This window comes from Edwardsiella anguillarum ET080813 (assembly GCF_000264765.2).
GTDB lineage: Bacteria > Pseudomonadota > Gammaproteobacteria > Enterobacterales > Enterobacteriaceae > Edwardsiella > Edwardsiella anguillarum.
The window spans coordinates 828,276-854,752 of record NZ_CP006664.1; the positions used below are offsets into that span (position 1 = coordinate 828,276).

Below are 26,477 nucleotides of genomic sequence, written 5' to 3' on the forward strand. Positions count from 1 at the left end.
GGATTGGGCCTATGGAAAAATGATGAGCACAAAAACCGATAGCTTTGAGCTGATGAGTACTCGCGATATCTGCTGCCAGTTAAGCATTTCGCCAAGAACCCTAGAGCGCTACCGCAAGCGCCCAGACGACGGAAACCCATTCCCTGAGCCTGACTGCTCTTACATGGGCGGTTCAAACAGATGGCTCAAAACGAGAGTTCACGAGTGGCAGATTCGGGAAATGTCACGGCCAGTCCGCCGCCCGATGTCGCACCTGAATCTTCCGCGCGACAGCAAAGGGAGGCTCATCCGACCTGACGAGGCGTAAACTCTAACACATCGGGCTCGATGATGCTCATCAGTCGGGCCCACCACTTACTATATGCATCTCTCATTTCATCGATATAGGTGTACTTGTCATAAACCGCCCACACGCCGGGAAGCTTATGACCCAGCATAATCTCAGCAATGTGTGGCTCAGTCAGCTCAGAAAAGTTAGTGCGCGCGGTCCTGCGCAGATCATGAATAGTGAAGTGAGGAACCTGCTCGTTATAGGCCTTCAGCATAAACTTAACCAGATTACTGCTGATGCTCATGTGAAAGCATTCACTCATAGGCTTGTCCTCATATTTAGAGAAAACAAATCGTCCTGGGGCAAGCTCAATAGCCCGTTTAAGTAGTGGGAGCAACTCAGGAATGATCGGGCGAACTATCGGCTTCTTACTCTTTCGTCCAGTCTTGTGGTTTTCCCATGGCACAGTCCATATGCCCTCCTCAAAATCGAAATGCACAGTTTCTGCCAGCCTGAGTTCTCCCACCCTACACGCCCAAACCAGAGATAATTTATAAAGGATCTTATTTCTTTCAATGAGTCGGGAGTCTTCTATGGCCCGCCATACCATCGCCAACTCTTTGCGATTTAGGGTTCGCTCGCCCATTTTCTTCTGGATGCCGAAGTCGCGGCCAGTCATTTCAGAAAGCGGGTTAACATCAAGCAATTGGCGTTTCACTGCCCAGGAATAACACTGTCGGCCGTTGCTGATTACGCGTCGTGTTATCTCGGTGTACCCCTGCGCTAGTCGATCCAGAACGGTCAGCCAGTTGTGTAGTGTGAGCTGATGTGCCGGATACTTGCCAAGCTTGGGGAAAACGTGCAATTCAAACGTACGCAGGATCTGCCCAGCTGTTTCTTTCTGAATGCACACCATTGAGTACCACTCCCGAAAAAGCTCCTCGAAGGTGTACTGACTGTTAATCTTCGCTTTGTCTAGGCTTTGCCTGATTCGTGGATTTTCGCCGCGTGCAAGAATCGCAGCCCACTTCGCAACCTCATCACGCGCTGCCTTTAAACTGAACTCAGGATAGCTACCGATCGTCATCTTGTCCTGCTTGCCAAGGAATCGGAATCGGTAAAAAAAGGTGACCGCCCCCTTTTTGGAAATGCGCACCCACAGACCATCACGGTCTGATTTTTCCTCAACCCTTTCACGCTCGCGCCCGAGGCACGACTTTAGATAACTATCTGAAATAGACATATTTTTCACCTACGTGTGTCCATTGGAACGAGAGGTACTATGTCCATCATAGAATATGGACACACTGATGGACACAAAAAACATGACTTATGATGTCGTAGGTTGACTGTACATGCAAACAGTATAAATTGCCGGATGGCTGATTTGGCGGGGATCTTTGGGTGGTTTTGTCGGAGGTTTGCGGAGAGTGTCGAGGTGTTAACTATCGATGTGCGCGATAATGGAGAAATTGCGTATGTTCTTCATTATTAATATATATGCCTGATGATTTCTGAATTACTCGCCTAAGGACACGCGGACGGGCTCAAAGCGATGATTTGGGTTAAGTGGCGCCGGGCGCCGAATCGCTGCATTTTACACAGCCCATCGGCCAAAACCTAGCGCTTCACTCGCGATTGGGTGGATTCGTTATGCTGCACAGCTGGGTGGACGGCAGCGCCACCTGCAGCAGCACCGGTTGATAGGCCTCGCCCTGCGTCATACTGCGCGCCCAGCGGCGAGCCAGGATAAAACCGAGAACGCCGCCGGCCAGGGCACAGAGCGCGCTAGCACCATCCGATCCCAGCCACAGCTGACCGGCAGCGCCGCCGCCCAGCAGCCCGACCAATGGCGTAATATAAACCAACAGCGCAGAGCGTAGCACGCTGGCCTCCTGCAGGCCGATTTCGACCCGCTGCCCCGGCTGCAGCGGCTGGCTAACGGCCAACCTCAGCTGATGCCGGGTCTGCGGCCCCAGCTCGGCCAGCGCCGCGCTGCCGCACCCCTGACGGGCCCGGCAGCCGCTGCACCCGGCGTGCGCCTCGCACTGCAGCAGGGCCTCCCCCTGCCGCCAGCTGATCACCGTAGCCCACTCACGCATCATCGCGGCATTACCGGCTGAAACGGACGGAGGCGGCGATGCGCTTGGCGGTCATCGGCGGCAGCTCGCCCACCACGCTGATTTCGGCGTTATTGCGGGTTTCGGTATGAATGGTCCGCCGCCCCTGACGCAAAAACTGATCGTCGCGGCTATCGCCGGTCGTCGGACTGACGTTGACAGAGAAGCTGAACAGCCCGTCGCTATACAGACGAGACTCGACCGGTTCGGACAGAGAAGGCAGGGTTCGACGACTGCGGGAAACCTCTTTGAAACCGTCGGGCACCCAGGCGGTACGCCAGCTGAAGCTGACGTGCTCGGCCGGCGGCAGGCGCAGCAGCGGCGGCAGGGTCAGACGGCTAAAGCTACGCATCTCGTTGGCCACCTGCTGTCCCACGTCAAAGGCGATGACCCGGAACTGCTCCAGCGTCTCACCGTCGCGGTCGAGCAAATCCACCCGCAGCGGCAGCTTGGAGTCCTCATCGATCCAGACGATATAGCTAAAGCGCATGCCGTCGCGCGACACCACCCGGATCACCTCACAGGGGCGATCGGCTACGCGGGTGCGTCCAACGGAGATGAAGTTGTAGTAGGGCGCCAGCTGAGCAATATCGGCAAAGATCACCGACGGCAGCGCATCGACAATGTGATCGCCGGCCAGGGTAAAGGGCTCCAGGCCCGGCTCAAAGTAGCTGACCTCATTGCCGCGCAGCACCACCTCGCGCCGCGGGCCATCCATCTGCAGCAGCTGCGCCAAGGCCTGCTGGTTTTCCAGTGCGTGACGATAGCGCAGCGACTCGACGCCCTGCTTGGTGATATTGATGAACGCCAGTTCGTAATTGAGTGACTGGCTGGCCTTGTTCATCTGCTGCAGCATCAGCCCCGGCGCAGTATCCTGGGCCAGGGCGGAAGAGGAGATAAACAGGCTGCCGGTCAACAGACTCAGGGCAAACCAAATGTGCTTCATTACTGCTGCTGAGTTCCCAATGACAGCGTGCCGGGCACCTGGATAGACGCCTGCGCGTTGCTATCCTCGGTCTGCAGCTGTTCAGCGTGGAGACGGCGCTGCAGCTCATAGTCCTGCAGGATCGCATTGATGCGCTTGCGCTGCTGCTGGATCTGCTGCTGCGCGTTGTTGCCCTCGCTCGGCACGCCAAAGCTCACCGGCGACGCCTGTCCACCCAGCGGCAGGGTGTTGAAGACCGGCGACTCGGGTTCGGAGACACCCTCAAGAGGCTTGTTGTAATGCTGCACGCCCAGCAGCACCGCCAGGGAAACACCGGCGGCGATCCCCATCTGGGAGATCTGCCCCGCCCACGGACGCACCCGGCTCCAGAATGGCATGCGCTGCCAGGCGGAGGGCTGTGGCTGAGACTCAGGAATGGCGTTGGGCACCAGACGCACCGGCTCGTCCTCCAGCGCGGCGGCGATGCGATCGGTGAGATCGATCTGCAGCGTCTCACCCACGTCACCGCGCAGGGTGTCACGGATCAGGTGGTAACGCTGCCAGGTCTGCTGCAGCTCAGGCGCCTTGCTCAGTGAGCCGATCAGCTCGCTGTCCAGCAATTCGCCATCCATTAGAGCCGAAAGTTTTTCTTTCTGCATGCCTTATACCCTTTGCTGTGTCCGCATGACTAACGCTGAATCAGCGGCTGAACTTTACTGTCGATCGCTTCCCTGGCGCGGAAGATACGTGAACGTACCGTACCGACCGGACAGTCCATGATAGCCGCTATCTCTTCATAGCTGAGGCCATCCAGCTCCCTGAGCGTAATCGCCAGGCGCAAATCCTCTGGCAATGACTCAATGGTGCGAAAAACGATCTTCTTTAGCTCATCTGACAACATTAAGTTCTCAGGGTTCGAAATTTCTTTCAGCGCGCTGGCGCCTTCAAAGTTTTCGGCTTCGACCGCGTCCACGTCGCTTGACGGTGGGCGGCGCCCCTGAGCAACCAGATAATTTTTGGCCGTATTCACGGCAATACGATAGAGCCAGGTATAAAACGCACTGTCACCGCGGAACGACGCCAGCGCGCGATAGGCCTTGATGAACGACTCCTGCGCCACATCCGGCACATCGCCGGGCGGAACATAGCGGGACACCAGGCTCGCGACCTTATTCTGGTAACGCGCTACCAGCAGGTTAAACGCCTTCTTGTCCCCCTTCTGGACGCGCTCGACCAATACCTGATCCGTTAACTGCTCGCTCATCCGAGGTAATGTCTCCCCAAATCTGTCTCCACGTATGAAATAGATCGCCAGTCGTCAAAAAAACTGAGCAAGCATTGAATTAGAGTTCATACGCGCCCAAAAGTTCCCTGCCCGTTATTTTTATCCTGCGGGCACACGATCCGCCGCCCACGCCGGGGCACAGACATCCGCCCAGCGGTGCTCCGTTACCCGATGCAGAGTCGATACGCCTTGGCAATGAGTGGCTGGACGCAACAGCCTAACACGATTTTTCTGATTCGGCTGCCCCCTGACTACGGCGGCGACAAAATTCAGAGTAGAGACACAGGGTTACCCCCGGCGCTGCGCCCTGCGGCGCGACAAACGGCGCCCCGGCGACCGGGGCGAGGGACACGCGCTAAAAAATCGGGCGCCCCAAGGGCGCCCGACGATGCTCCGTGAACCGCGATCTGACTCAGGCGGCCTGCGGCGCACCGGCGTTGCGGGCTCCCGCCGGCAGCAGCAGCGCCACCAGCAGCGCCAGCGCAGACGGCAGCACCCAGGCCATACCGTCGGCGGCCAGCGGCATGGTACGCATCTGCCACGCCAGCAGCTCGCCCAGCCAACCGCTCTCGGCGCCGGCAGCGCGGGCGCCATCCATCAGACTGCACAGCAGAGCGACCAGCATCACCAGGCGATAGCCCAGCAGCGGATTACGCAGCCAGCGGCGGATGAAGGTCAGCACCACCAACGCGATCGCCAGCGGATAGAGCGCCATCAGCACCGGCACCGACAGGGCGATCAGACGGCTCAGGCCCACGTTGGCCACCACCGCACAGATCACGCACAGCAGCACCACCCACTGACGGTAGCGCAGCGGCGTCAGGGTTGAGAAGTAGTCGGCGCAGGCGCTCACCAGCCCCACCGCCGTGGTCAGACAGGCCAGCAGCACCACCAGCGATAGGATCCACTGCCCCGGCTGGCCGAACAGCGCCTGCACATAGGCCGCGAGCACCACCCCGCCGTTGCTCGCGCCCGGTGCAACGCTAGACGAGGTCGCCCCCAGCCAGAACAGGGAAACATAGACAAAGGCCAGGCCGATAGCGGCGATCACCCCGGCGATGCTCAGATAGCGGAAGCAGGCGCGCGGCGCCGTGACTCCCTTGCCGCGCAGCACGTCCACCAGCAGCATGCCAAACATCAGGGCAGCGAAGGTATCCATGGTGTTATAGCCACCGATAAAGCCCTTGCTGAAGGCCATGGTCTGGTAGGCCTCCACCGGAGCGACGATCTCGCCCTGCGGGCGCAGCAGTACGCCGAGCGCCAGCACCACCAGCAGCAGAAACAGCATCGGCGTCAGCAGTTTACCCACGCTGTCGATCAGCTTGCCGCGGCTCCAGGCCAGCGCCAGCGTCACCACAAAGAACAGCGCCGTAACGACCATCTGCGCCCCGTCCAGGGTCACGCCGCCGACCTGCAGCGCGCTGTCGCTCTGGCTCCCCAGCAGCGGACGGATCGCCATCTCAAAGGCCACCAGGCCGGTACGCGGCGCGGCGAAGGCCGGCCCGATGATGATAAACAGCAGCACGGCGGCAAAGGTGCCGGTGCCGCGCGGTAAATCGCGGGTCATCGCCGGCAGGCCGCCGCCGGCGCTGGCGACGGCGATAATGGACACCAGAGGCAGGCCGACGGCGGTCAGCAGGAAGCCGCCCATGGCGTACAGCACATTCTCACCGGCCATCTGGCCTTCCAGCGGCGGAAAAATAATGTTGCCGGCGCCCAGGAAAAAAGCAAAGGTCATTAACCCCAGCCCCAGAGTGTCAGCCATCGATAAACGTTGTTGCATATTCTGCCCTCTTATCTCTCTTACCCAACCGTCTACGCCGCAGAAACGCACGGGGGTGCCGCATCAAAACGCGGTCTGTCCAGAAGTAAACTCAGGTATGTGGCAATAAAGCGGGTGCGATGTATTGGATTTGTCCCTGAATCCCGTAAATACCCCTGCCCTCGGACCAGGATATTATGGACAGGATACGCCTGCCCTGTGAGGAATATTGGAATATCATGCTGATTAAAGCAACAGCACTAGAAGAAAAGGTAGAAATCTTTCGTCATGTCGCGAAAAATGCAGGAGTATTCGCTGGAATCATCGCGAATATCCAGTGTATTCGACTGTATGCTCGCGGGGATGCGTCCGAACAGAAGCAGCGCCCGCCGCACCGGTTTATCGGCGCGATCGCGCACCCATGTCCGGCGTAGCAGGTGCCAGCCGTGCGCCGTCCCCTCCCTGATCACCGGCTCGGCGACCTCGACGGGCAGCACCAGCGCCAGGCGCCCATCTGCGCAGCCCAGCGCGGCGGCGTGCCGCAGCAGCGTCGCATGATCCAGGGAGTCCGTATAGCGCGCCGTCGCCCGGGCCGCCGTACGACAGGCGACGCCCGGCGTAAAATAGGGTGGATTGCTGACGATCAGATCGTAGCGGCGTCCGCACCCGGCGCTAAACGCCTGCAGAGAGAGCGTATGCATGGTCAGCCGCGTCGGCCAGGGCGAAGCCAGAAAATTCTCCTGCCCCTGCGTCGCCGCGTCGGGCTCAATCTCCACGCCGTCAACCTGCGCCGCGCTGCGCTGTGCCATCATCAGCGCCAACACCCCGCTGCCGCTGCCGATATCCAGAATATGCCGTTCATCGCCGCGCAGGGGTAGCCAGGCCCCAAGCATAATGCTATCGGTACCGACCTTCATTTCACAGCGATCGTGAGCGACAAAGAAACGCTTGAGGGTAAATCCGTTGCGCGGCAGGGGCGCGGCGGAGGGCGGATGCGGCACAGCAGGCTCCTTGGGACTGAGAGAGTAACGCGCATAACATACCCGCGCCGCCGTAAAAAAGGAATGGCCATCGCCGCGCCTGCGCGACTGCAGTGTAGTCAGTGTAATAAAGGCAGACCAGCACGGCCCTGCAGACGACGCGGCGGCTGCGCTGCTGGGCATGGGGGAGGCGCACATCGCGCTTTAATGGATGAATATAGTCGCCAACCCGTCTATAATCTGCGCCCCAAGCAGAGGTAGACCATGACAGCAACCAACTTTTCCGAACTCGAACTCGACGAGCGCCTGCTCGACGCCCTGCGCGACAAAGGCTATGAGCGCCCGACCGCCATCCAGATCGCCGCCATCCCGCCCGCCATGGACGGACGGGACGTTTTGGGTTCCGCACCAACGGGAACCGGCAAGACCGCCGCCTTCCTGCTGCCCGCGCTGCAGCACCTGCTCGACTTCCCGCGTAAGAAGTCCGGCCCGCCGCGCGTTCTGATCCTGACGCCGACCCGCGAACTTGCCATGCAGGTGGCCGATCAGGCCCGGGAGCTGGCACGCCACACCAGCCTGGACATCACCACCATCACCGGCGGCGTTTCCTATATTAACCACGCCGAGATCTTTAACACCAACCAGGATCTGGTGGTCGCCACGCCGGGGCGTCTGTTGCAGTATATCAAAGAAGAGAACTTTGACTGCCGGGCGGTAGAGACCCTGATCCTCGATGAAGCTGACCGCATGCTGGACATGGGCTTTGCCAGCGACATCGAAACCGTCTCCGCCGAAACCCGCTGGCGTCGGCAGACCCTGCTGTTCTCCGCTACCCTGGAGTCCGACGCGGTTCACGACTTTGCCGATCGCCTGCTCAACGATCCCGTTGACGTCAGCGCCGAGCCGCCGCGCCGTGAACGTAAGAAGATCCAGCAGTGGTACTATCGCGCCGATAGCCTGAAACACAAGACCGCCCTGCTGTGTAATCTGCTGCGCCAGCCGGACGTCACCAAGTCCGTTATCTTTGTGCGCAAGCGTGAGCGCGTGCATGAGCTGGTCACCTGGCTGCATCAGGCCGGTATCCAGGCCTGTTTCTTAGAAGGCGAAATGGTGCAGGCCAAGCGTAACGAGGCCATTAAGCGCATGCTGGACGGACGGGTCAACGTACTGGTCGCCACCGACGTCGCCGCCCGCGGCCTGGATATTCCGGATATCAGCCACGTGTTCAACTTTGACATGCCGCGCAGCGCCGATGTCTACCTGCACCGCATCGGGCGTACCGCCCGCGCCGGGCGTAAGGGCACCGCCATCTCCCTGATCGAGGCGCACGACCAGCTGCTGCTCGGCAAGGTGAGCCGCTATGTGCAGGAGCCGTTGAAGTCACGCGTCGTCGATGATCTACGCCCGGAAACCAAGGCGCCGAGCCTGAAAAACAAGGGTAAGCCGTCGAAGAAGGTGCAGGCCAAGCGGGCGCAGAAAAAGCTCGACGAGCAGAAGAAAAAGGTCAAGACCAAAGTGCGCCACCGCGACAGTAAAAACGTCGGCAAGCGCCGCCAGCCCAACGCCCAGAGCAATCCCGCCACCGCGGGCGCCGAGGATAGCGGCAAATAAGCCCAGCGTCACCGCCGCCCGCGCGATGCGGGCGATAAAAAAGGAGCCTTTAGACCTGATGGCTCCCCCATAAATAAAGGCGGACATTGCGAGTTGTGATCTACGTAGTGTTCCATGATAACCGTAGCGTAACGCTATGTTACATGGCATAAATCTCAATAATTACATCAAGGTAACCGAGATAACGCTTTTAAAGCGTTACCAGAATGAGATTATGTTGGATCACCTTATCCGACAGGCGGCCGCGAAAACTGCCTGCGTAGCACGCAATGCGTTGCCTTGCTATTGCGTATGGGTCTTCACCCTGTTACTGACAACGAACTATCAGTATCAGAAACGGTATCCCAGGCTCACGTTAAAGCCATTGGTTGAAGCCTTACTGCCTTCGTTATCTCCATTGAAGTTGAACCGACTTCCTTCATAACCAACAGTAATTGCCAGATTATCCATCGGGTTCACAATGAATCCTGCCCCCCAGCCCAACGCTGTTACTGAGGCGCTACTGTGTTCGCTATAGCCATCGTCATAATTGGCTTCAAATTTGGCATTGAAGTAGGCTAGACCCAGCTGGCCGTATACGCTGATGTATTCATTAATCCGGTAAGTTGGCCCGGCCATCAGTGAATAATATTTAAAATCGCCTTTAGCGAAATCGTCGGTTTCTTTTCTGCCACCTTTGGCAAAGGTAACATTGCCCAACACGCCCCAGTCATTGTCAAACTCATACTGATAGCCAAGTATTGCACCGTTCAAGGCCTTTTCTTCCTGAGGCCTGATATGCGCGTAACCCAGAGAGACGGTTTGCGTCTCCGCCAATGCCAGAGTACTCACCATAAAACCTGCTGCAATCAACGGCATAACCAACATCTTTTTCATCATCATCATCTCCTTGTTATTGATAATTCTCCGCATAAATCGTGCAATACCAGCCAAATAAACGTCGCTGATACCGTAGGTTGTAAATATCCTCCAACGCCCACTGGCGTTTCACCTCATTCTGACAGTCCAAAGCTTCCTTTAACTTCAGGCGAGCCGTAGCCTGTTTATCACCGATATACTTACTTATCTGCCGATGAACATCCTCCGCCTGCACGGTACAGATAGCCGACATCACGTTGCGGTTTTCATCACCTCCACCGCCTACTCGGCCCAACATCGCTACGGTATGGCGATCATCGGATGTTTCACTTTCGTTGCGAATATCCGCCCAGCCGCGCGTGCCTGTCTCCAACCTATTGTTGTTACCGCCGGATGGTAGAGGCGATAACCGCCCGTCCCGCAGGGTATGGTTATCCACGGTGATATCAAAACCGCCTTTAGCGGTAAAAATGCCGGTATAGCTATCTAGCGAGGCATACGCACGCTGCATCTTATCGCGGCTGGCGGCGAAACCGATGCTCCTCCAGCGCAGAGGCGAGCTTGTCTAGCTTTATAATTATCAATGAACTGCTCACCGCTTAGGGTCAATTATTACCAACATTCACCATCATAAATTCTCCCTATCTATGCACCCTGCTGTGTGATTTCATTACTGTGGCTCAGGCACGCATTCAGCATTCCATCCATGACGTAGCGGTGTTGCCTGTTTTAACCCCGTTGCCCTTGTTCACGCCAACGCAGAGCAATCTGCATTTCTTGGAAATTATGTGTATCGTACTCATAAGAGAAAATCTCTTACCTTATTATCCAAAACGGATAGATAATAAAACAAACTCCAGCTGGTTATTGGCTGGCGCTAACAAATAGACTTATATGTGACAATACAGTATTTTTGATGGCATGTCGTATTGTGATATTGCATTGGTATCTAAATAAGCATAACCAATTATTATTATTCTACGACTCATCATCAGAGATGATTAATATCAGAATGACTGGCTTAATCCCATAGAGTTATTCTCAATCGCCGTCTTGCACGACCGGGCCGTGGTCAAAACGGAATCCCCGGCATTACCTATAAGGCCGCCAACAAGCCCGGCAGCACAGCAACCACCGGGATCGAAACCGTCTATTCCTCGCTCTCGCTCAGTTTATCGACCAGTTTCTGCTAATCTCTGACACCAGCATACCTACGATTTCGCCCGTGGTAGCCTCGGCAAGCGCGCTCTGATGATGTAGCTTTTAATGTGGAGCAGATGGAGCGGGACAGCCTATATTAGCCAGATCTGGATATTGATCTATCTATTGATAGTATCCACCATCCAGAAAATTATCCTTTGGTGTCCCACTCCCAACGGAGGCGACAATAGCAAACACGCAGTTTAACCAGCGACTATCGTTAACCAGCATTCGGTCTGACGGGGTGATTCACTCCCTTTGTTCAGGAACAGTGTAAAGTAGAGCTTTCGGTCTTCATTTTCCTGAAAAAAGAGATTATCTGGTATGAAAAAGACATGTTATACCGAGGAACAGGTTGCTTTTGCGCTGAAACAGACCGAAACCGGCACTCGAGTAGGGGGAATTCTGCAGAAAGATGGGAATTTCTGAGGCCACTTTTTACAATTGGAAAAAAAGTTTGGCGGCATGGGCATAACCGAATTGCGTCGTTTGTGCCAGCTCGAGGAAGAAAATCTACGTTTGAAACGTCTGGTGGCAGATTTAAGCTTGGACAAAGAGATGCTGCAGGAGGTTTATCAAAACGGCGCAGAAGCGCGAGGTCATCGCCTGACTGTTGGAGGCCTACCGTATCGGGTTACGTCGGCTTGTCGTCTGATGCTGCAAAGCCACACGGTGTATAACTATCGTAGCTGCCGTGCAGATCAAGCCATCACCTTACGGATAAGGGAAATAGCTAAAACCCGCATTCGCTACGGTGTTCAGCGTATTCATATTCTTCTACGCCGGGAAGAGTAGCTGATTAATCATAAGAAAACACACCGAATTTATTGTCAGGAAGGTCTGAGTTTACGGACGAAACGCTCCCGCCGGCATGTGACAGCCCAACATAGAAGTATCCCTCCAGAAGTGACGGCCATAGACCAGTGCTGGAGCATGGACTTCGTTGCTGATAATCCGTTCAACGGACGCCGTATCCGTGCATTGACTGTAGTCGATAATTTTAGTCGTGAGTGCCTGGCGATCCATGTAGCTCAAGGGCTACATGGGGAAGATGTCGTCACAGTGATGGTACGTTTAAAAGCGTTAAGACAGCGAATGCCCGAACGGATTCAGACAGACAATGATAGTGAATTTATATCTAAAGCACTGGATCACTGGGCATATGAAAACGGTATAACAATGGACTTCTCACGGCCAGGAAAACTGATGGATAATGCGCCGATCGAGTCATTTAGCGGTAGTTTTCGGGATGAGTGTCTGAACGTTCATTGATTCCTGTCACTGGACGATACGCAGGAAAAGATCGAACAGTGGCGACAAGAATGTAGCTGAAGCAGACCCCATTCATCGTTAAATAACCAGACTCCGGAGAAATTCATCCAAAGTCTGCAAAAGGCCCGGTTCTCTGATTTAGCCAGGCCCTAATATTAGGGGGAGAATACTTAACACTACCGCAATCCTAACATTCAGTTAAACAGCATAGCGTATGTGCGCTTGCGTACGCAGCGGTTTGAAATAGGCGTAAAATTCACACAATGAATGCCAATTTCACAATATCCCTGTTTGAACTTGTTGCTATCAAAATGATAACTTAAAAATAAAATCACCTATATCTATTTATATCATCAATGCCAAGTTACACCTTAATCTTAGCAGAAGAATTTGCTGAGTGAATTTTTATTATTGGAAGTATAAGACCACGGGTTATTACTTCTTCCTAGATCCAAACTATGACGTCATATCCAGTACCACAGGTATCATCGCCTAAATCATGAGCAGGGCTAATTTCTTTCACGCCCCCGGTTCTAATAACTTAATTGCCTCATCATGCCAATATGTTCTAACCCATCCGGGTGGAGTTACCCGCTCGCCATCAAGAAAAATCCTCATACAAATCCCATATGACTACTACAATAAGCTGAGTTATGATATGGTCTATAGAATTTATACGACACTGTGTCAATAATAATTATTTTTAAAGTTCATATGCACTGCATACAATCACTACATACTCAAAAGATTGTTATCCTTTCTGGCGCTGGAGTCAGTGCAGAAAGTGGAATCCCAACGATTAGAAGTTCAGATGGACTTTGGCAGATATTTTCGTGGACTAAACTTGCCAGTATCGATGCTTGGCTGCCTGATCCCGCTGCGCTACTTGATTTTTTTAATTACATAAGAGAACTAATAGCTCCAAATGAGGCAAATTTATCACTAAAACGCTTAGAAGATAGATATGAGGTCTTCATAATAACTCAAAATATAGATAACCTGCACGAAAAAGTGGGATCACAAACAGTCATATATGTTCATGGCGAGATCGATTATGCCCACAGTGAACATAACGCTACTGTACGATTAAAATTAAACGGAAAACCTCTTTTTATTGGTAACTTGGCAAGTGGCCATCATCAACTTCGCCCAGACGTTGTCCTATTTGGTGAAGATATGCACAATCTTGAACTATGCCAACGTTACATGCCTCCCGCAGATAAGGTTTTGGTTATTGGCACATCACTATCAGTATACCCTATTAATATACCGCTAAAGCTATCACCTAAAAATTCGAAAAAATCATCATTTATTTACATTCTCAAAAATGACATTACGGATTTTAATTTATTCAAGACCGAGCAAGCATAGCAGTACCGAATCTTGTTACTAAATGGCTAGCAAATTACTAAGCGAGAACAAGTAGCGCATAAAAAATCACACTTTACTTCACAAACAAATCACAAAATAGATTATATCGAATCAATAAACAATTATAGCGAAGGTTAATGCTAGTAATATGAAAAAGATACATATCCAATGGGATGGCCCATACTCACTAGAACAAATTAAGAGCATGAACTCTGGAAAAGATTATGGTCTATACCAAGCCTATGGAGTTCATACAGTTTATGGTTCAAACGTCTTGCTATACATAGGTCAAGCTACATATCAAACATTTGGTGTTCGTATTATTCAACATACCAAATGGGGATATGTGCAAGATGAAAATGAACTAAAAATTTATGTTGGGCGATTTGCTGGAAATGAGGAAGTTTCCGATAAGGAGTGGAACGAGCAGATCTCTGTAGCAGAAAAACTACTCATCTTCACGCACTCTCCAGCATTGAACTCTTCAAACATAAATACCATCAGTAATGACATTCCGCTAGAGACACATGTCTATAATTGGGGTAACAGAAGAAATCTATTACCTGAAGTTTCGGTATTTAGATATCTATATAACGATAATGTACACTTCCCAACATACAGAATATTTGGACAAGAGGAGTGTGAATAATAAATACTTAATTCGCCGCAGCATCATGCTGCGGCAGTAATATGGTATGAGCATAACAAGATGAAAATGGATGTTAATCTTTTGTTATACCACAATTAACAGCGAACCCATTTTTCTTACTTTTAGAAGATCTAACAATCAAATTTAAATTACCTAATGAGTTTACCGCTTTGGTAAACTCCGCCTTAGAGCCTATCTCAATAGGCATTGATTTTCCATTTTGGTCTTGGGCCATGCTCACAATCCTCACATACTGCGTGTACGCTCCGCTTGTTGAGTGCTGCCCGTATCTAAACTGGATGCAACAATATATGCCTACTGAGATAGGATCTTAGAATCCTTTTAATTTTAATAAACGAGCCATCCACATTCCACCGCCGACAAACCCTCCAACACCAAGACTAATCTTACTGAGTATAAATATATTTTCCATAGTGAAGTTTATTGGCACCCCTTTTAAAAAAAAGAACAATAACTCTCCTGAGACGTATAAAGTAATTGATGCCAAAAAATAGTCACGACATTTAATACAATAAAAATAGATACCACGCTCCTGCAATCATCACCCCATCCTGATAACCTTCAACAATAGCTTTGGTGATATTGACACCCTCTGGCAGATCGCCTTTCGCCAGCCTATCCAGCCCAGCCTGCTTCTGTTCGGGTGTCAGGCCATTTGCTTCGACATATTGATTCCAAGATTGTGCTGCTGCACCATAATCCATCAGCCCTTTTGGCAGCTTAAATCCATCACCGAGCGAGTTATTCTCAACAACAATCCCAGTCAAAAAACTGAGATTATTATTGACTTATTTACCATCTTTTTTTCTTTCTTGTAGTTTTGCCTTTATCCAGATACCGCCACCTGCTAACGTACCAGCAAAAACACCTACTTTCAAAGAGTAAAAAAGATCCTTTGTCCAATCAAAAAACAAGACATTAGTTTTAAAAAACACCATTAACCTGCCAAGGAGACAGCCAACTACTGCTAGAATAAAAATACATATTACACAACGTAATATTAGTATAATGAGGGTGTTCAGGTTAATCCCCTGATCACTTTTTAATGGATTTATCAGCTTCATCAAGTGTTCCTTTTGTCACATTCCCAATAGTTTCACTAGTAATCGAGCCCCCAATATTACTAATGATATCCGATGTCCCTTCCTTGACAGACGACCCCATAGACCCTGATATAATTTTTCCCATACCGCCACCAAATAATGAACCTAATCCCGTTCCAATTACTGAGTTCGTCGGTTCCTCCCCCTTAATACTACTACCAATTGCCGCACCACCCATATTGATAGGGGTTGAGACGATAATACCTTTTCCTGTTGTCGCTGCTGCTGTTACGCCAGCCATTATCGCATCCACATAACTAAATGGGTCTTTTCCGGTAAGCTGAGCGGCAGAGTTAACTCCAACACCAATTGCGGCATTAGCTGCCATACCTTTCACAGTAAGTCCCAGCACGCTGCCTCCGAACATTACAGGCGCATCACCAATACTGGCATTCGATTTATGGTAACCCCATGTATTCATAATGTTCTGGGCCTTCGCCATCGCCTCAGAATCTGGATTGCGTTTTATGTAATCTTGCCCAGACAGCAACCCCTTAACCAGTTCCTGGGACACCGCTTGGCCATATTCTTTTTCCATTTCACTAGCGTAAATGCGTAGATAAGTCGCCAGCTCAGCTTGTTCCGCGCTGCTCATCTGTGAAGGATCTTTAAGATATTTTGAGATCAGCGCATCGCTGCGCTTATCGGCATTCTCCAGTTTAATAAGGTCATTCGCGATGGCTAATGTCTTATCACCGTTTTTGATCTTTTCAATAACCTTCTCAAGCTTGTCTGAAGATGTTGCACCCAGCAGATTATTCTCCACCTCCACCCGGGCTGCGTTTGCACCGATGACGGCCATTGCTATATCGGTGTCACCCGCCGTATAGCCCGTGATGCCACCGATAACAGACACCAGATTGCTCACCAGACGTTTCTCATCCGGGCTCAGCCCGTCCATATCCTCTTTGCCGTACAGCGCCCTCACCAGACGCGGCCCTGCCAGCGACGCCGTCACCGCACCCGCGGCACCTGCCTTCAGCCCATCTCCGCCATGCCCGCCACCCAGCTCCGTTAATGCCGCCGCCACTATCCCATGCAGGGCCGCCCGCGCCGCGTCGTTCTGCACATCCCTGACCAGAGAGGCCAGCAGCGGTGCCGCTCCGGCCGCCGCTCCCGCCTTCAGGTTGCCTCCGAGCGCACCCGCCAGCAGCCCCGCGGCCGCACTGCCCTTTGTCCAGAACTCGCTTCCGGGACCATAGTCTGTACCCTGATAACCCGGCTGGCTCTTCAGGTACGCCTCCCGCTCCTGCGCCGTTTTCCCCTCCATTCGCCCCTCCGCCGTCAGTCTGGCTGCCAGCGCGGTATTAGACTCCCTTGCCTTCTGCTCCGCATACTTGCCGTACACATCCAGCGCGGCAGCCCCCAGCGCCATCCCCTCACTCTGCGCCGCCAGGCTATCCCTCACCTTTTGCACCGCGCCACTCACCCCCACACCCTGATGGGCATTCGCTGTATCACGGCTCAGACCCGCAATATCCTGAATCTGATTATCTTTATCCCCAATGATTATGCTGCCGTGACTGATGGCCGCTGACGTGATGCCACTGCCGCGCTCTGCCGCCTGCCCGCTACCGACAGCCGGCGCCACATTGCGGTTTTCCCCCCCGCCCGCACTGCCCGATATCGCCAAGGTATGACTATTACCGCTCGTTTCGCTTGTGTTACGGATATCCGTCCAGCCGAGTGTGCCGGTCTCCAGCCGGTTATTGCCGCCAGCGGCGCCAGAGGCGATAACCGCCCCGTCCAGCTGGGTATGGTTACCCACGGTGATGTCAAAGCCGCCCTCAGCGGCAAAAATGCCGGTCTGGCTGGACACACTCCGGCCATTCTGGGTGACGTTTTCCCCTGATGCGCTGACGTTACCGGAAGACACGCCATAGCACAGCGGGGGAATGCACAGGCTCAGGCCTGCACCGGAGGAGGAGAGTTTACTGTCATAGCTGGCGGTATCCTGAACGCTGCTGAGGATCAGGTCTCGTCCGCTGCTTACCACCACACGGTTACCCTTCAGCTCTGCGCCTTTCAGCACGGAGTCCCGCCCGCTGTTTACCGTAAGCTGCCCGTCGGCACGGATGACGCTGTTGGTGTTGCCCAGTGACTGGCTGTGTTCCCTCCCCTTCTGCTGCGACGCCCCCAGCTCCACCGAGATACCGTTCTGGGCACCCATCAGGCTCACGCCCACCCCGGCGCTGAACTGACGGCCGCGGCTTTGGCTTTCATGGCCGTTTGTATCCTGGGAAGCGGTCAGCAGGATATCCCGTCCCGCATCCAGCACCCCCTGCTTAGCGCCAATCTGTACACCCTGACCGGCGATATCGCCGCGGGCGTTAATGGAGACCTTCTCACCGGCATTGATGGTGGTGCCCTGCGTACGGGTACTGTGGTATCGGCTGTCCTGCGCGGAGGAGCCCAGAGTGACAGAGACCCCGCCTTTGATGACGGCGCTGTCCGACAGTGCGCCCTGTGCCGCCGTGGCGCCTGCCCGGCCAGCCCTGAGGGCGGTCAGATATGCATTGTCACCGCTCTCCATCCGGCGGGCTGCGGCCTCAGCCGCTTTGGCCGTGTCAATCGCCCAGCCTCCGGCGGTGGCCGTCACCCCGTACTGCGAGCTGCGGCTGTGAGTTTCACCGTCACGGCTGTCACGGCTGACGTCCATCAGCACGTTCTGACCGCTCAGGCTGGCCGACTTCCCGGCCCGGACATCCGTCCCCGACAGGGAGATATCCCCTCCTGCCCGGGCGATGATGTTGCCGTTGGCGCCCGTTAACCGGCTGCGCTGTCCGCTTTCGCTGACCGCATCCTCACGGCTGCTGTGTTGCTCGCGACGGTAACCCACCGTGGCGCTGTAGCCGTCCCCGCCCAGGGTGCCGAAAGTTTGGCTGCTGCTGCTGTGTTCACTGTGAGACGTGTCACGCCCGACGGCCACCGTAATATTACCCTTAATGGCCGACAGCAGCAGGTCGTCCGTGGCGCTAAGCCGGCTGCCACCGATGTTTACGCTGCCCTGACGGCTGTTGACGTAAATATCCGTGCCCTGAACGGCCGACGCGCGCTCCATGGTCCTGGTGCCGTTACTGTTGTCCTCTGAGCGGATCATGCCGCCCGGCAGGAGCTGGCTGCCGTGTTTTCCGCCTCCGGTTATGGCCCGGACGACGCTGCCGGCAGTCGGCATTTCAGAGGTGATACCCCAGCCGGAGGATTTACTGCTGTTGCTGTACTGTTCGGTATCCATGGCGGTGGTGATATTAACGTCACGCTTCGCCTCCAGCATCGTCGCCTCACCCGCGCTCACCCGGCTTCCGGCGATCAGAATATTTCCGCTGTCGCTGCCCCCCGTTTTGCCGGTGGCGGTCATCTGAATATTGCCCGCAGCGGCAAGGTGACTACCGTGGTTAAATTCCCCCTGGTAATGCGATTCAGCAGAAGATTTACTGCGACCCACGGAGAGCGCCATCGCCTGCCCCGGACCGTCCAGCGCCAGTGCCGCCCCTTCCGCACTCAGAGACTTCACCTTATCGACGATCGCGCTGCCGTTTTTATCCCTTCCGCGAAGCGTGTCACGTATGTTACGCACGGTATTTTCAAACGGCGCTTTCACGCTGACGGTAATACCGGAGAATTTGCTCTCATGCATCACCGAGTCAGTGACGGTGTCCCGTCCCGGGATAATGGCGATATTGCTACCGGTAATATCGATATGTCCGGTGGTACGGGATGTGCCATCCACTATCCGGCCGGCGATGATATCGGCAGCGCTCAGCGTCGCCTGGTTTCCACCGAGGATGATGACATTACCGCCGGGGGTACCCACCGTGCTGCGTGTATCGCTTTGCGTGGTTTCGGTACGCTGACGGGTAGATTCTGACGACTGCGAGCCGACGCTGATGCCGATACCAGAGCCGCTGCCAAAAACACCCGATCTCTTCGTCTCTGTCCTGTGGTAAACGTTACTGCGATCCGTGGCCGCCTCCACCGTAACGTTTTTGGCGGCACTGATCCGCACATCCTTTTCTGCCACCACATTGCTGCCGGTGACCCGCGTATTTCCCCCTGAGGCGATTCTGACGCTGGCGCCGGAAAGGGTGGAGCTGAGCGCCCGGAGGTCATGGGCTTCGTCGTGCGTTTCCAGCGATGAGGAGGACAGCAGGCCCCGGCTGCGTTGTTTACTGTGTTCAACCAGGTCAGTGATGGCATCGCCGGTGGTGAGCCGGATATCCCGCCCCGCCAGCACCGTCAGGGCGTCCCCGGCGGCGACATCCGCCGCGGTGGTGGTGAGGTCCCGGCCGGCACCGAGCATCAGTGCCCCCCGGGTGCTGAGCCGGGTGCCGACATCGGCCTGCTGTACGAGGTCCCGGGTAGTACCACCCCCCCAGTCACCGTACTCGCTGTGACGGGTGGTTACCGCGTTCAGCCGCAGGTCGTTACCCGCCTGAAGCCGGCTCGTGCCGTTATCGCCGGCATTATTGATGTCCGTCGCGGAGAGCGTGATATCGTTGAGCGCGCTGAGCGTCAACATACCGTTCGGAGCCTGTACATATATCCCCGCCGGCCGGTCAAGCCAGCGCTCGCTGCCGTCCGTGCGGGCGGTGGTCTGGCTGACAATATCGCGCCCGGCCAGCAGGGAAAGCGACGCGTCACCCCGCAGCCGGCCACCGACGTTATGGATATCCTGACGGGCGGTCAGATCAACGCTGTTACCCTGAATATACCCGCTGTTGGTCAGGGTCTGCCCAGTCAGTTGCGTCACCTCACGCCCCATAATCGTACCGCTGTTGGTGAGATCGCCGCGGCTGTTAAGCACCGCCTGTGTTCCCCCCAGCAGGGCGCCGTCACCGGTCAGGTCACCCTCCCTCATCCTGGCGTACACCTGCGGCACCCGCACCGTCTGCGAGCTGCCGTCCGGCAGGGTGACGGTCTGATCCACCAGCCAGACCATGTCCGCGGTCAACAACGCCATCTGGGCCGCGCTTAGGGCCACCCCCAGCTCAAGACCATACTGCCTGGCAAACACGATGCCGCTGTTCATCAGCCCCAGATACTGCTCTTCATCACTGCCGTAACCGGCCAGATAACGGCTGCCGGTCAGTTGCGTGACCTGATCGCGTATCAGCCGCTGCTCATAGTACCCGTCACCCAGGCGTTTATGCATCCTGGCGGGGTCACTGAGCAGGGCGTTTTGCATATAGTCGCTGTCCAGCCATTGTCTCTGGTCGGTGAACCTTGGGTCGGCCTCCACCAGATAGTGGCTGTCGATACTCTGGTGCAGGGTGAACAGGCTGTTGTCCGGCAGGCGCGTGTCCGGGGACACTATCCTGATAACCGGCGTCACGGATTGTCCGTCGGCCAGCGTGGGCGGCAGCGTCAGCGCAAACCGCTGGCCGGCCGGCAGTACCAGCGGACGGTCCTTCATTTCCGCCAGGCCCGTCAGGGTGACGGTGCCGCCCGGTAATGCCGTCATGGGCACCGGCCCCCGCGCGCTGATGGCATCGATGTTGCTGACGCTGGCTACCGCTGTACCGACGCGGGCCGTCTGACGCCCGTCTGCCCGGTAGCCGCTGCCATCCGGCGCGGTCTCTCCGCGCCATATCAGGCTGTTCAGGTCGATGGTTTCTGTCACCGGTGGCGGGCTGTAATTACTGGTGCTCTGCCCCTGAGAGGTTTCGGTGCCGCCAATTATTTTCTTTGTCTTCTTCGCATACCAGCGTTTTTGCCGGCCGACATCTGTGGTGGTGCGCTCACCTTTCGTGGCCTGATTATTGACCTCACCGATAACGCCGCCCAAGGTACCGCCAGCCACCATATGGCTGTCGTGGTTGACCACCCGGTCGGCCGTCAGCGTCAGGTTGCCCCCGGCAAGAATTTTGCCCGGATCGGTATCCTTGATTTGGGTCTCCATAACGGTGCGGGTGTACCGGTATTCGTAAAACTCGTCATTGCGGCTGCCGTCCGGCATCACTGCGGTGTGAACGCCATACTTGTTCTGTTCACGGGTATCCACCTTATCCCAGTCATAGCGGGTGGTCTGCCCTTGCAGCACCGCGTCGTGATGCAGGCTTTCCTCCACCTGTACCACTTCTGTCTCCAGATGACGGTTGGTGTTATTCACCGCCCGCATGCTGATGCTGCCGTCACGGCCCGCTTCAAGGATGGCGCCGTGGTTATTGAGCACACCCCCCTGACCGGTAGCCTGATACTGCGTATCCAACTGCCCGCCAATGTGCAGGTCACCCTGGCTGGTTATCAGGGCATGGTCATGGTTATTGACACTGTCGGCACCAATCTCCAGCCGTTCACGCGCGGCGATAACCGCCGCCCTGTTATCGGCATTCAGATTATTGAGCGTAGCGGCCTGAATGGCCACATGGTTGCCGTAAAGACGCCCGGTACCGGTGTTCGTGAGGATATTTGCGGTCAGGTGGGTAAGCGCGCCGTCTATCAGCCCGCTATTGCTGAGTAACTCCCGGGCGGTGACATGGGTCTCCTGCGCACCGATTTCAGCCTGTGCGCTGTTGATGACCTGCTGTCCCGTGAGGGTGAGCGTATCGCCGGCAGTGATACGTCCGTCGTTGACGACAGCTGCCGGCGTCTCCAGGGTCAGATGGCCATTGGCACCCGCCGTCTGCGTATTGTGGAAAGTGCGGGCCAGATGGAGACCCAGATTGCCCCGGGACAACACCTGGCCGTCGCCGCTCAGTGCGGCGGCGGTGATCTGCCCCTCCGTCCCGGCAATGAGCGTACCACGCAGGTTATGTATCGACAGTGTCTGCCCCTGCGCGTCATCCTGAACCGTCAGCTCCCCGCCTGATGAAATCAATCCGGCCACATTATCCAGCGCCTGACGCACGGTGGCCACCAGTTGCGCGCTCGCCCTGAGCGCGCCGTGGGTGTTGTCCAGCCGCCGCGCTGACAGCGTGAGCGATGCCGCCTCAATCCCGGTGCCCTGCGCGTTGGTCTCCCGGTTTATGATCTGGCGGGCGGTGATGGCCAAGGACTGACCCGCTCGCACCCGTCCCTGCGTGTTATCAAGTTGCTGACTGAGAGTAAGTTGCCCGTTACCCAGGCTGGTTATCTCACCGGAATGATTGTTGAGCTGAGCGGCCTCAAGCGTCAATGCTTCCACAGCAAGCAGGGTGCCATGCTGATTGGCCAGACCATTCTGCCGGGTATTGACCGTCAGGCCAGTGCCCCCCTGAAGGGTTCCGTACCGGTTATCCAGCGCGCCGCTGTCGATGCGTGTCTGGGCATCACCCGTTATCTGTCCGCGCTGATTGTCGAGCGCGTGCCCTGCCGTATCGATCAGTAGCTTGGCCGCCGACTGCAATTTACCGTTCGTGTTGCTGAGCGCCAGGCTATGAACTGACAGGCCACCGTTACCGGCCACCTGCCCATCGGCGTTGTTCAATATGGCGGTAACAAGATCAGCCTGTCCGCTGGCGGCGATAAAACCCGCATAATTATTCAGGTAGCCACTGCTGAGGCGGAGATCGTTCAGTGCGACGATACCGCCCTGTTCACCACTGTCGGTGTTTTCCAGCGCATACCCCTGTGTGTCGAGCGTCAAACCGGCGCCAGAGTAAAGGCGACCCGCGGTATTGGTCAATGTGTGGGTGGTGAGTACCAGTCCGTCATGACCGGCCAGCTGCCCGCGCTGATTATTCAGGTCAGTGGTATTCAGTCGGGCCAGCCCCAATGACGCTATCACACCCCGTGGGTTGTCGAGCGTGCCGCTCGTCAGGGTCAGCACACCCTGACTGCGAATGCCGCCGGTGTCCCCGCTGTCGGCGTTGAACAACGATTGCCCCTGTGTATCCAGCGTCAGGGCGCTCGCCCCCTGCAGCAGACCGCCCTGGTTGTGGGTTTCACCCACGGCCAGACGGAGGTGTCCGGCGGCGCTTGCCAGGGTGCCGGTACGGTTATCGAGATGCCCCGCCGTCACGGTGGTATCGCCGTGGCCGATAAGCGTGCCCAGCAGGTTATCAATATTGCCCGCGCTGAGCGTCAGCGCTCCGCCGGTGACGATCCCCCCGCGCTTACTGCTCTCCCGGTTGATCAACGTCTGTCCGTGGGTGTTGAGTTGCCCGTTGCCTCCCGACTGGATGAGCCCCGCGCTGTTATCCAGCAGACCGCTATCGAGCTGCAATTCCCCACCGGCCACCAGTTGACCGTTCTGGTGGCTGAATGCCTGCCGATGGGTATCGATACGGACATTTTCCCCGAAAATCACACCCTGATGGCCGTCGAATAGCCCGGTATTCAGCAGCAGATCACCCCGGGCGACCAGCCCTCCCGTGGCACCGCTGTCGCTGTTGGTCAGCCGTTCACCCTGCGTATTCAGGGACAGCTGCGCGCCTGACTGCAGCAGCCCGCGTGCGTTGTTGAGAGCGAGGCCGGTCAGGGTCAGCCCCTGGCCGGCGAGCAGCTTGCCCGCGGTATTGTTGAGTTCCTGGCTGGTAATGGTCATTCCGCCCGTGGCTGCCATCACCCCCTGGCTATTGTCGATATCCCCGGTGATCAACGACAGAGCGCCCCCGCTCAGTATCCCCGCTGATGCAGTCCGGGTATTGCTCAGTGCCTGGCCGTGGGTATCCAGACGCAGATAGTCCCCGGCCTGCAGGCGTCCGCCTGCGTTGTCAAGCCCGCCGCTGTTAATCTGCAGACGTCCGTCGGCCACTATGCTGCCGTCGGTATTGAACAGTTGGCCCTGTCGGGTATCGATGGATACCCATTTCCCCAGCACGGTACCCACGACGTTACTGAGCACCTGGCTGCGGGTGTCAACCGCGTACCTGGCCTCAATGCGTCCACCGGCGTTATTCAGCGCCTGACTCAGGGAAAGGGTCGCATCTCCGCCGCGGGCGGAAACCAGCCCACTCTGGCTGTCCAGCTGACGGGCGGTCAGACTCACGGCCCCACTGGCCAGCAGTTTGCCACGGCTGTTGGTGATATCGCCCTGTATATTCAGCGTCAGATTGCCATGGCCGGCGGCCTGCAGGGTGCCATCGGTATTATCCAGCTCCGCCGCGCTGAACGTCAGGCTGCCGTCGCTTTCTACCCATCCAGCGCGGTTGTCCGCATGACCGCTGAGGGTCACCATCATCCCGCCGTCACCGCGTTGCGACAGCAAGCCGTTCTGGCTATTCAGTGTGTCAGCGGTGACCGAAAGTTGCTGCGCCCGGGTTTGTCCACCGGAAAGGTCCAGGTCATGACCGGCGAGGCGCAGTGCCCCCGCCGACTGGAGGGTACCCTGATGCCCCTGCAGGGCGTCAGCCTGTACTGACAGCGTCCCGTTCCCGGCCAGCTGTACCGTGCCCTGCTGATTATCCAGCAGCGCGGCGGTGACGCTGAGATCCCGCCCGTTACCGGCCAACAGCCCCCCGCGATTCTCCACCCGCCCGGCCCGGATAACGGTATTACCCCCACTGATCAGAGTACCCTGGTTGTTGCGTATCAGCCCGCTGTCGAGGATCAGATCCTGCGTACGCTCCTGACGCAACAACCCGTGATTATTGTCGATGCTCTGTGCACGCAACGACAATGAGCCCACCGATAGTCGGCCGTCGTCGTTATTAAATCCGGTGGCGGCCTGTATATGAGCATGTTCTGCCTTTAGGGTTGCCCCCGCCGTGCGGACGTCGTCGTGTGTCGCCGTCAGCGTCAGGTTTTTCGCAGAGGTCTGACTGCCACTGATATCAACCCGGCTACCCCGGGCCTCCAGCGTATGCTGTACCAGATTCTGGCCATGGGCTTTTAACACTCCCTGGCTGGTCAGTACCAGATTGCCCGGCTGGGTTATCCCGCCCTGAGCGTCCACTCCGGCGGCCAGCTGGCTGCCGGATGTACTCTCAATGCGGCGTGCGGTCAGGGAGGCATTATTCCCCGCGCCAATCAGCCCATCGTTATGCAACATGCCGCCGACTGACAGGCTGACATTTTTGCCCGCCGTCAGGCGCCCGGGATTGTTAACATCTCCCTGGCTGGCTATCAGCAGAGAGCTCTGGCTTTGCAGCTGGCCGCGGTTATCCAGCGTGCCGTCCACATTAAGCGTCAGCTCACCCGCGCCAGCGCCCAGCTCACCACCGTTACGCACCCCCAGGCCCTTTTCGGTGCCCACCAGGGTGATTTTATTGGCATACATGCCGCCCAGCGCCGCCACATCAAGAGCAAACGCCGGTTTATCGTCAGCGCCCGGGGGTTTTATCCGGGTAACGCTGCCCTGGCTGTCCGTTACGTTCTGGCCGACGGCCACCTTGAGCTCGCGGGCATGTACCTTACCGTTAACCGTTACCGCCCGGGCAATCAGCGCCGTATAATCGGTATCACTGGCATTCAGCCCCTTGCCGTCGATATTGATGCGGCCACCATTCACATCAAACCCTTTCAGTTGACCGTTATCCATTTGTGCCTGACCCGCGGCCAATGTGGCACGATTGGCATTAATAAAGCCGCAGCCACTGCAGGTGATGCCGGACGGATTGGCAATCACCACCTCGGCACGTCTGCCGGCAACTTCGATGAACCCGTTCAGTTGGCTGGGGTTACGGCTGTTGACCTCGTTGAGGATGATGCTGGCCTCCTGTTTCGCCAACCAGGGGTTACCCGCAACCATTCCCGCGAGCTGAGTGGCGGTATTTTTATGGCTGTTATTCAAAATGGCGCCGCGAGCGCCCACCTCAAACTGGGTATACTGGTTGCGCGAAACCCCGCGGTCGTTCGGGGTCTGGATATTGACCTGCGGTAGCCCGTTGGCCGTGGACAGCACGGTAGGCTGCCGGTTACCGGGAGCATTACCATCCGCCACAATATTGGCCTGCGCCGGCAGAGTGACGAACCCCGCCGCCAGCCACAGTGCCAGAGATAGCGGGGAGAGTCGCACCTGGGCCTCTGGACCACCCGCAGGTGAACGGCGGCGCGCTGTACGGAACCGCCCGCTGCGGGCAATCTCAGCCACCACCATCAACATGCCGCGGACATAGCTAAAAACAATACGGTAGAGGTGTTTGTTCATGATCAGGAGCTCCCCGGGTATCTTAGGTGACAGACCCAAGC

18 protein-coding genes and 1 pseudogene are annotated in these 26,477 nt (G+C 56.2%); 5 read left to right on the top strand and 14 right to left on the bottom strand.

Going from position 1 to position 26,477, the window contains the following annotated elements; genetic code table 11:
- Window positions 1-22 precede the first annotated feature (22 nt).
- Entirely contained in the window at window positions 23-307 is a 285-nt protein-coding gene (gene xis, locus ETEE_RS19775) for an excisionase Xis (RefSeq protein ID WP_014526505.1), read from the top strand.
- Here the strand turns inward: xis and ETEE_RS03910 are convergent.
- The 7 genes from ETEE_RS03910 to ETEE_RS03940 form a co-directional block, all read right to left on the bottom strand.
- The gene (locus ETEE_RS03910; RefSeq protein WP_034165588.1) at window positions 285-1,514 is read right to left on the bottom strand and encodes a tyrosine-type recombinase/integrase; all 1,230 of its coding nucleotides are present in this window, start codon (window positions 1,512-1,514) and stop codon (window positions 285-287) included. The genes xis and ETEE_RS03910 overlap by 23 nt on opposite strands.
- Window positions 1,515-1,899: 385 nt before the next feature.
- Window positions 1,900-2,376 (bottom strand): SoxR-reducing system protein RseC, encoded by a 477-nt coding sequence (gene rseC, locus ETEE_RS03915; protein ID WP_034165587.1) that lies wholly within the window; start codon window positions 2,374-2,376, stop codon window positions 1,900-1,902.
- A 7-nt stretch (window positions 2,377-2,383) separates the two neighbouring features.
- Window positions 2,384-3,337, bottom strand: a complete 954-nt coding sequence (gene rseB, locus ETEE_RS03920; protein WP_034165586.1) for a sigma-E factor regulatory protein RseB — start codon at window positions 3,335-3,337, stop codon at window positions 2,384-2,386.
- On the bottom strand, window positions 3,337-3,975 hold the full coding sequence (gene rseA / locus ETEE_RS03925) for an anti-sigma-E factor RseA (protein WP_034165585.1): 639 nt from the start codon (window positions 3,973-3,975) through the stop codon (window positions 3,337-3,339). The genes rseB and rseA overlap by 1 nt, the downstream gene beginning before the upstream one ends.
- A 29-nt stretch (window positions 3,976-4,004) precedes the next feature.
- A complete protein-coding gene (gene rpoE, locus ETEE_RS03930) occupies window positions 4,005-4,580 on the bottom strand; it encodes an RNA polymerase sigma factor RpoE (protein ID WP_034165583.1) in 576 nt (191 codons plus the stop codon).
- A 433-nt stretch (window positions 4,581-5,013) separates the two neighbouring features.
- Window positions 5,014-6,384: a branched-chain amino acid transport system II carrier protein gene (gene brnQ / locus ETEE_RS03935; RefSeq protein ID WP_034165582.1), complete on the bottom strand. Its 1,371-nt coding sequence runs from the start codon at window positions 6,382-6,384 to the stop codon at window positions 5,014-5,016.
- A 239-nt stretch (window positions 6,385-6,623) separates the two neighbouring features.
- Window positions 6,624-7,364, bottom strand: coding sequence for a tRNA1(Val) (adenine(37)-N6)-methyltransferase (locus tag ETEE_RS03940; RefSeq protein WP_034165581.1), 741 nt, complete (start codon window positions 7,362-7,364; stop codon window positions 6,624-6,626).
- Between the two features lie 243 nt (window positions 7,365-7,607).
- Here ETEE_RS03940 and srmB point away from each other — a divergent pair, with 243 nt between their 5' ends.
- On the top strand, window positions 7,608-8,954 hold the full coding sequence (gene srmB / locus ETEE_RS03945; protein ID WP_034165580.1) for an ATP-dependent RNA helicase SrmB: 1,347 nt from the start codon (window positions 7,608-7,610) through the stop codon (window positions 8,952-8,954).
- 330 nt (window positions 8,955-9,284) lie between these two features.
- Here the strand turns inward: srmB and ETEE_RS03950 are convergent, their stop codons facing one another.
- The 3 genes from ETEE_RS03950 to ETEE_RS22235 form a co-directional block, all read right to left on the bottom strand.
- Window positions 9,285-9,833 carry an Ail/Lom family outer membrane beta-barrel protein gene (locus ETEE_RS03950; RefSeq protein ID WP_225865113.1) on the bottom strand — a complete coding sequence of 183 codons (549 nt, stop codon included), beginning with the start codon at window positions 9,831-9,833 and terminating at the stop codon, window positions 9,285-9,287.
- A 13-nt stretch (window positions 9,834-9,846) separates the two neighbouring features.
- Window positions 9,847-10,323, bottom strand: a complete 477-nt coding sequence (locus ETEE_RS03955) for a hypothetical protein (protein ID WP_034165579.1) — start codon at window positions 10,321-10,323, stop codon at window positions 9,847-9,849.
- A gap of 496 nt (window positions 10,324-10,819) precedes the next feature.
- Window positions 10,820-10,966, bottom strand: a complete 147-nt coding sequence (locus ETEE_RS22235; protein WP_081854092.1) for a VENN motif pre-toxin domain-containing protein — start codon at window positions 10,964-10,966, stop codon at window positions 10,820-10,822.
- Between the two features lie 370 nt (window positions 10,967-11,336).
- Here ETEE_RS22235 and ETEE_RS19790 point away from each other — a divergent pair.
- The 3 genes and pseudogenes from ETEE_RS19790 to ETEE_RS19805 all read left to right on the top strand — a co-directional run bounded on the left by ETEE_RS19790 (window position 11,337) and on the right by ETEE_RS19805 (window position 14,304).
- Window positions 11,337-12,437 (top strand): annotated as a pseudogene (locus ETEE_RS19790) (IS3 family transposase).
- Window positions 12,438-12,968: 531 nt separating this feature from the next.
- Entirely contained in the window at window positions 12,969-13,655 is a 687-nt protein-coding gene (locus ETEE_RS19800; RefSeq protein WP_144242792.1) for an SIR2 family NAD-dependent protein deacylase, read from the top strand.
- A 148-nt stretch (window positions 13,656-13,803) separates the two neighbouring features.
- Window positions 13,804-14,304, top strand: a complete 501-nt coding sequence (locus ETEE_RS19805; RefSeq protein ID WP_071881883.1) for a hypothetical protein — start codon at window positions 13,804-13,806, stop codon at window positions 14,302-14,304.
- A gap of 73 nt (window positions 14,305-14,377) precedes the next feature.
- Here the strand turns inward: ETEE_RS19805 and ETEE_RS21510 are convergent, their stop codons facing one another.
- From ETEE_RS21510 to ETEE_RS03965, 4 genes are all read right to left on the bottom strand, one after another.
- Complete coding sequence (locus tag ETEE_RS21510; protein WP_156119375.1) at window positions 14,378-14,539, bottom strand: hypothetical protein; 162 nt, start codon at window positions 14,537-14,539, stop codon at window positions 14,378-14,380.
- A 289-nt stretch (window positions 14,540-14,828) separates the two neighbouring features.
- The gene (locus ETEE_RS03960; protein WP_034165577.1) at window positions 14,829-15,092 is read right to left on the bottom strand and encodes a hypothetical protein; all 264 of its coding nucleotides are present in this window, start codon (window positions 15,090-15,092) and stop codon (window positions 14,829-14,831) included.
- A gap of 21 nt (window positions 15,093-15,113) precedes the next feature.
- Window positions 15,114-15,389, bottom strand: coding sequence for a hypothetical protein (locus ETEE_RS19815; protein WP_071844130.1), 276 nt, complete (start codon window positions 15,387-15,389; stop codon window positions 15,114-15,116).
- Complete coding sequence (locus ETEE_RS03965) at window positions 15,361-26,436, bottom strand: two-partner secretion domain-containing protein (protein ID WP_034165576.1); 11,076 nt, start codon at window positions 26,434-26,436, stop codon at window positions 15,361-15,363. Before ETEE_RS03965 ends, ETEE_RS19815 begins: the two co-directional genes overlap by 29 nt.
- Window positions 26,437-26,477: the final 41 nt, after the last annotated feature.

What these genes read in the sequence shown, in the direction of transcription:
- rpoE (WP_034165583.1), bottom strand. Translation starts at nt 4,580, where the DNA reads ATGAGCGAGCAGTTAACGGATCAGGTATTGGTCGAGCGCGTCCAGAAG.
- rseC (WP_034165587.1), bottom strand. Translation starts at nt 2,376, where the DNA reads ATGATGCGTGAGTGGGCTACGGTGATCAGCTGGCGGCAGGGGGAGGCC.
- ETEE_RS03950 (WP_225865113.1), bottom strand. Translation starts at nt 9,833, where the DNA reads ATGATGAAAAAGATGTTGGTTATGCCGTTGATTGCAGCAGGTTTTATG.
- ETEE_RS03955 (WP_034165579.1), bottom strand. Translation starts at nt 10,323, where the DNA reads ATGCAGCGTGCGTATGCCTCGCTAGATAGCTATACCGGCATTTTTACC.
- brnQ (WP_034165582.1), bottom strand. Translation starts at nt 6,384, where the DNA reads ATGCAACAACGTTTATCGATGGCTGACACTCTGGGGCTGGGGTTAATG.
- ETEE_RS19815 (WP_071844130.1), bottom strand. Translation starts at nt 15,389, where the DNA reads ATGAAGCTGATAAATCCATTAAAAAGTGATCAGGGGATTAACCTGAAC.
- ETEE_RS03965 (WP_034165576.1), bottom strand. Translation starts at nt 26,436, where the DNA reads ATGAACAAACACCTCTACCGTATTGTTTTTAGCTATGTCCGCGGCATG.
- rseA (WP_034165585.1), bottom strand. Translation starts at nt 3,975, where the DNA reads ATGCAGAAAGAAAAACTTTCGGCTCTAATGGATGGCGAATTGCTGGAC.
- ETEE_RS03910 (WP_034165588.1), bottom strand. Translation starts at nt 1,514, where the DNA reads ATGTCTATTTCAGATAGTTATCTAAAGTCGTGCCTCGGGCGCGAGCGT.
- ETEE_RS21510 (WP_156119375.1), bottom strand. Translation starts at nt 14,539, where the DNA reads ATGGCCCAAGACCAAAATGGAAAATCAATGCCTATTGAGATAGGCTCT.
- ETEE_RS19805 (WP_071881883.1), top strand. Translation starts at nt 13,804, where the DNA reads ATGAAAAAGATACATATCCAATGGGATGGCCCATACTCACTAGAACAA.
- srmB (WP_034165580.1), top strand. Translation starts at nt 7,608, where the DNA reads ATGACAGCAACCAACTTTTCCGAACTCGAACTCGACGAGCGCCTGCTC.
- xis (WP_014526505.1), top strand. Translation starts at nt 23, where the DNA reads ATGAGCACAAAAACCGATAGCTTTGAGCTGATGAGTACTCGCGATATC.
- rseB (WP_034165586.1), bottom strand. Translation starts at nt 3,337, where the DNA reads ATGAAGCACATTTGGTTTGCCCTGAGTCTGTTGACCGGCAGCCTGTTT.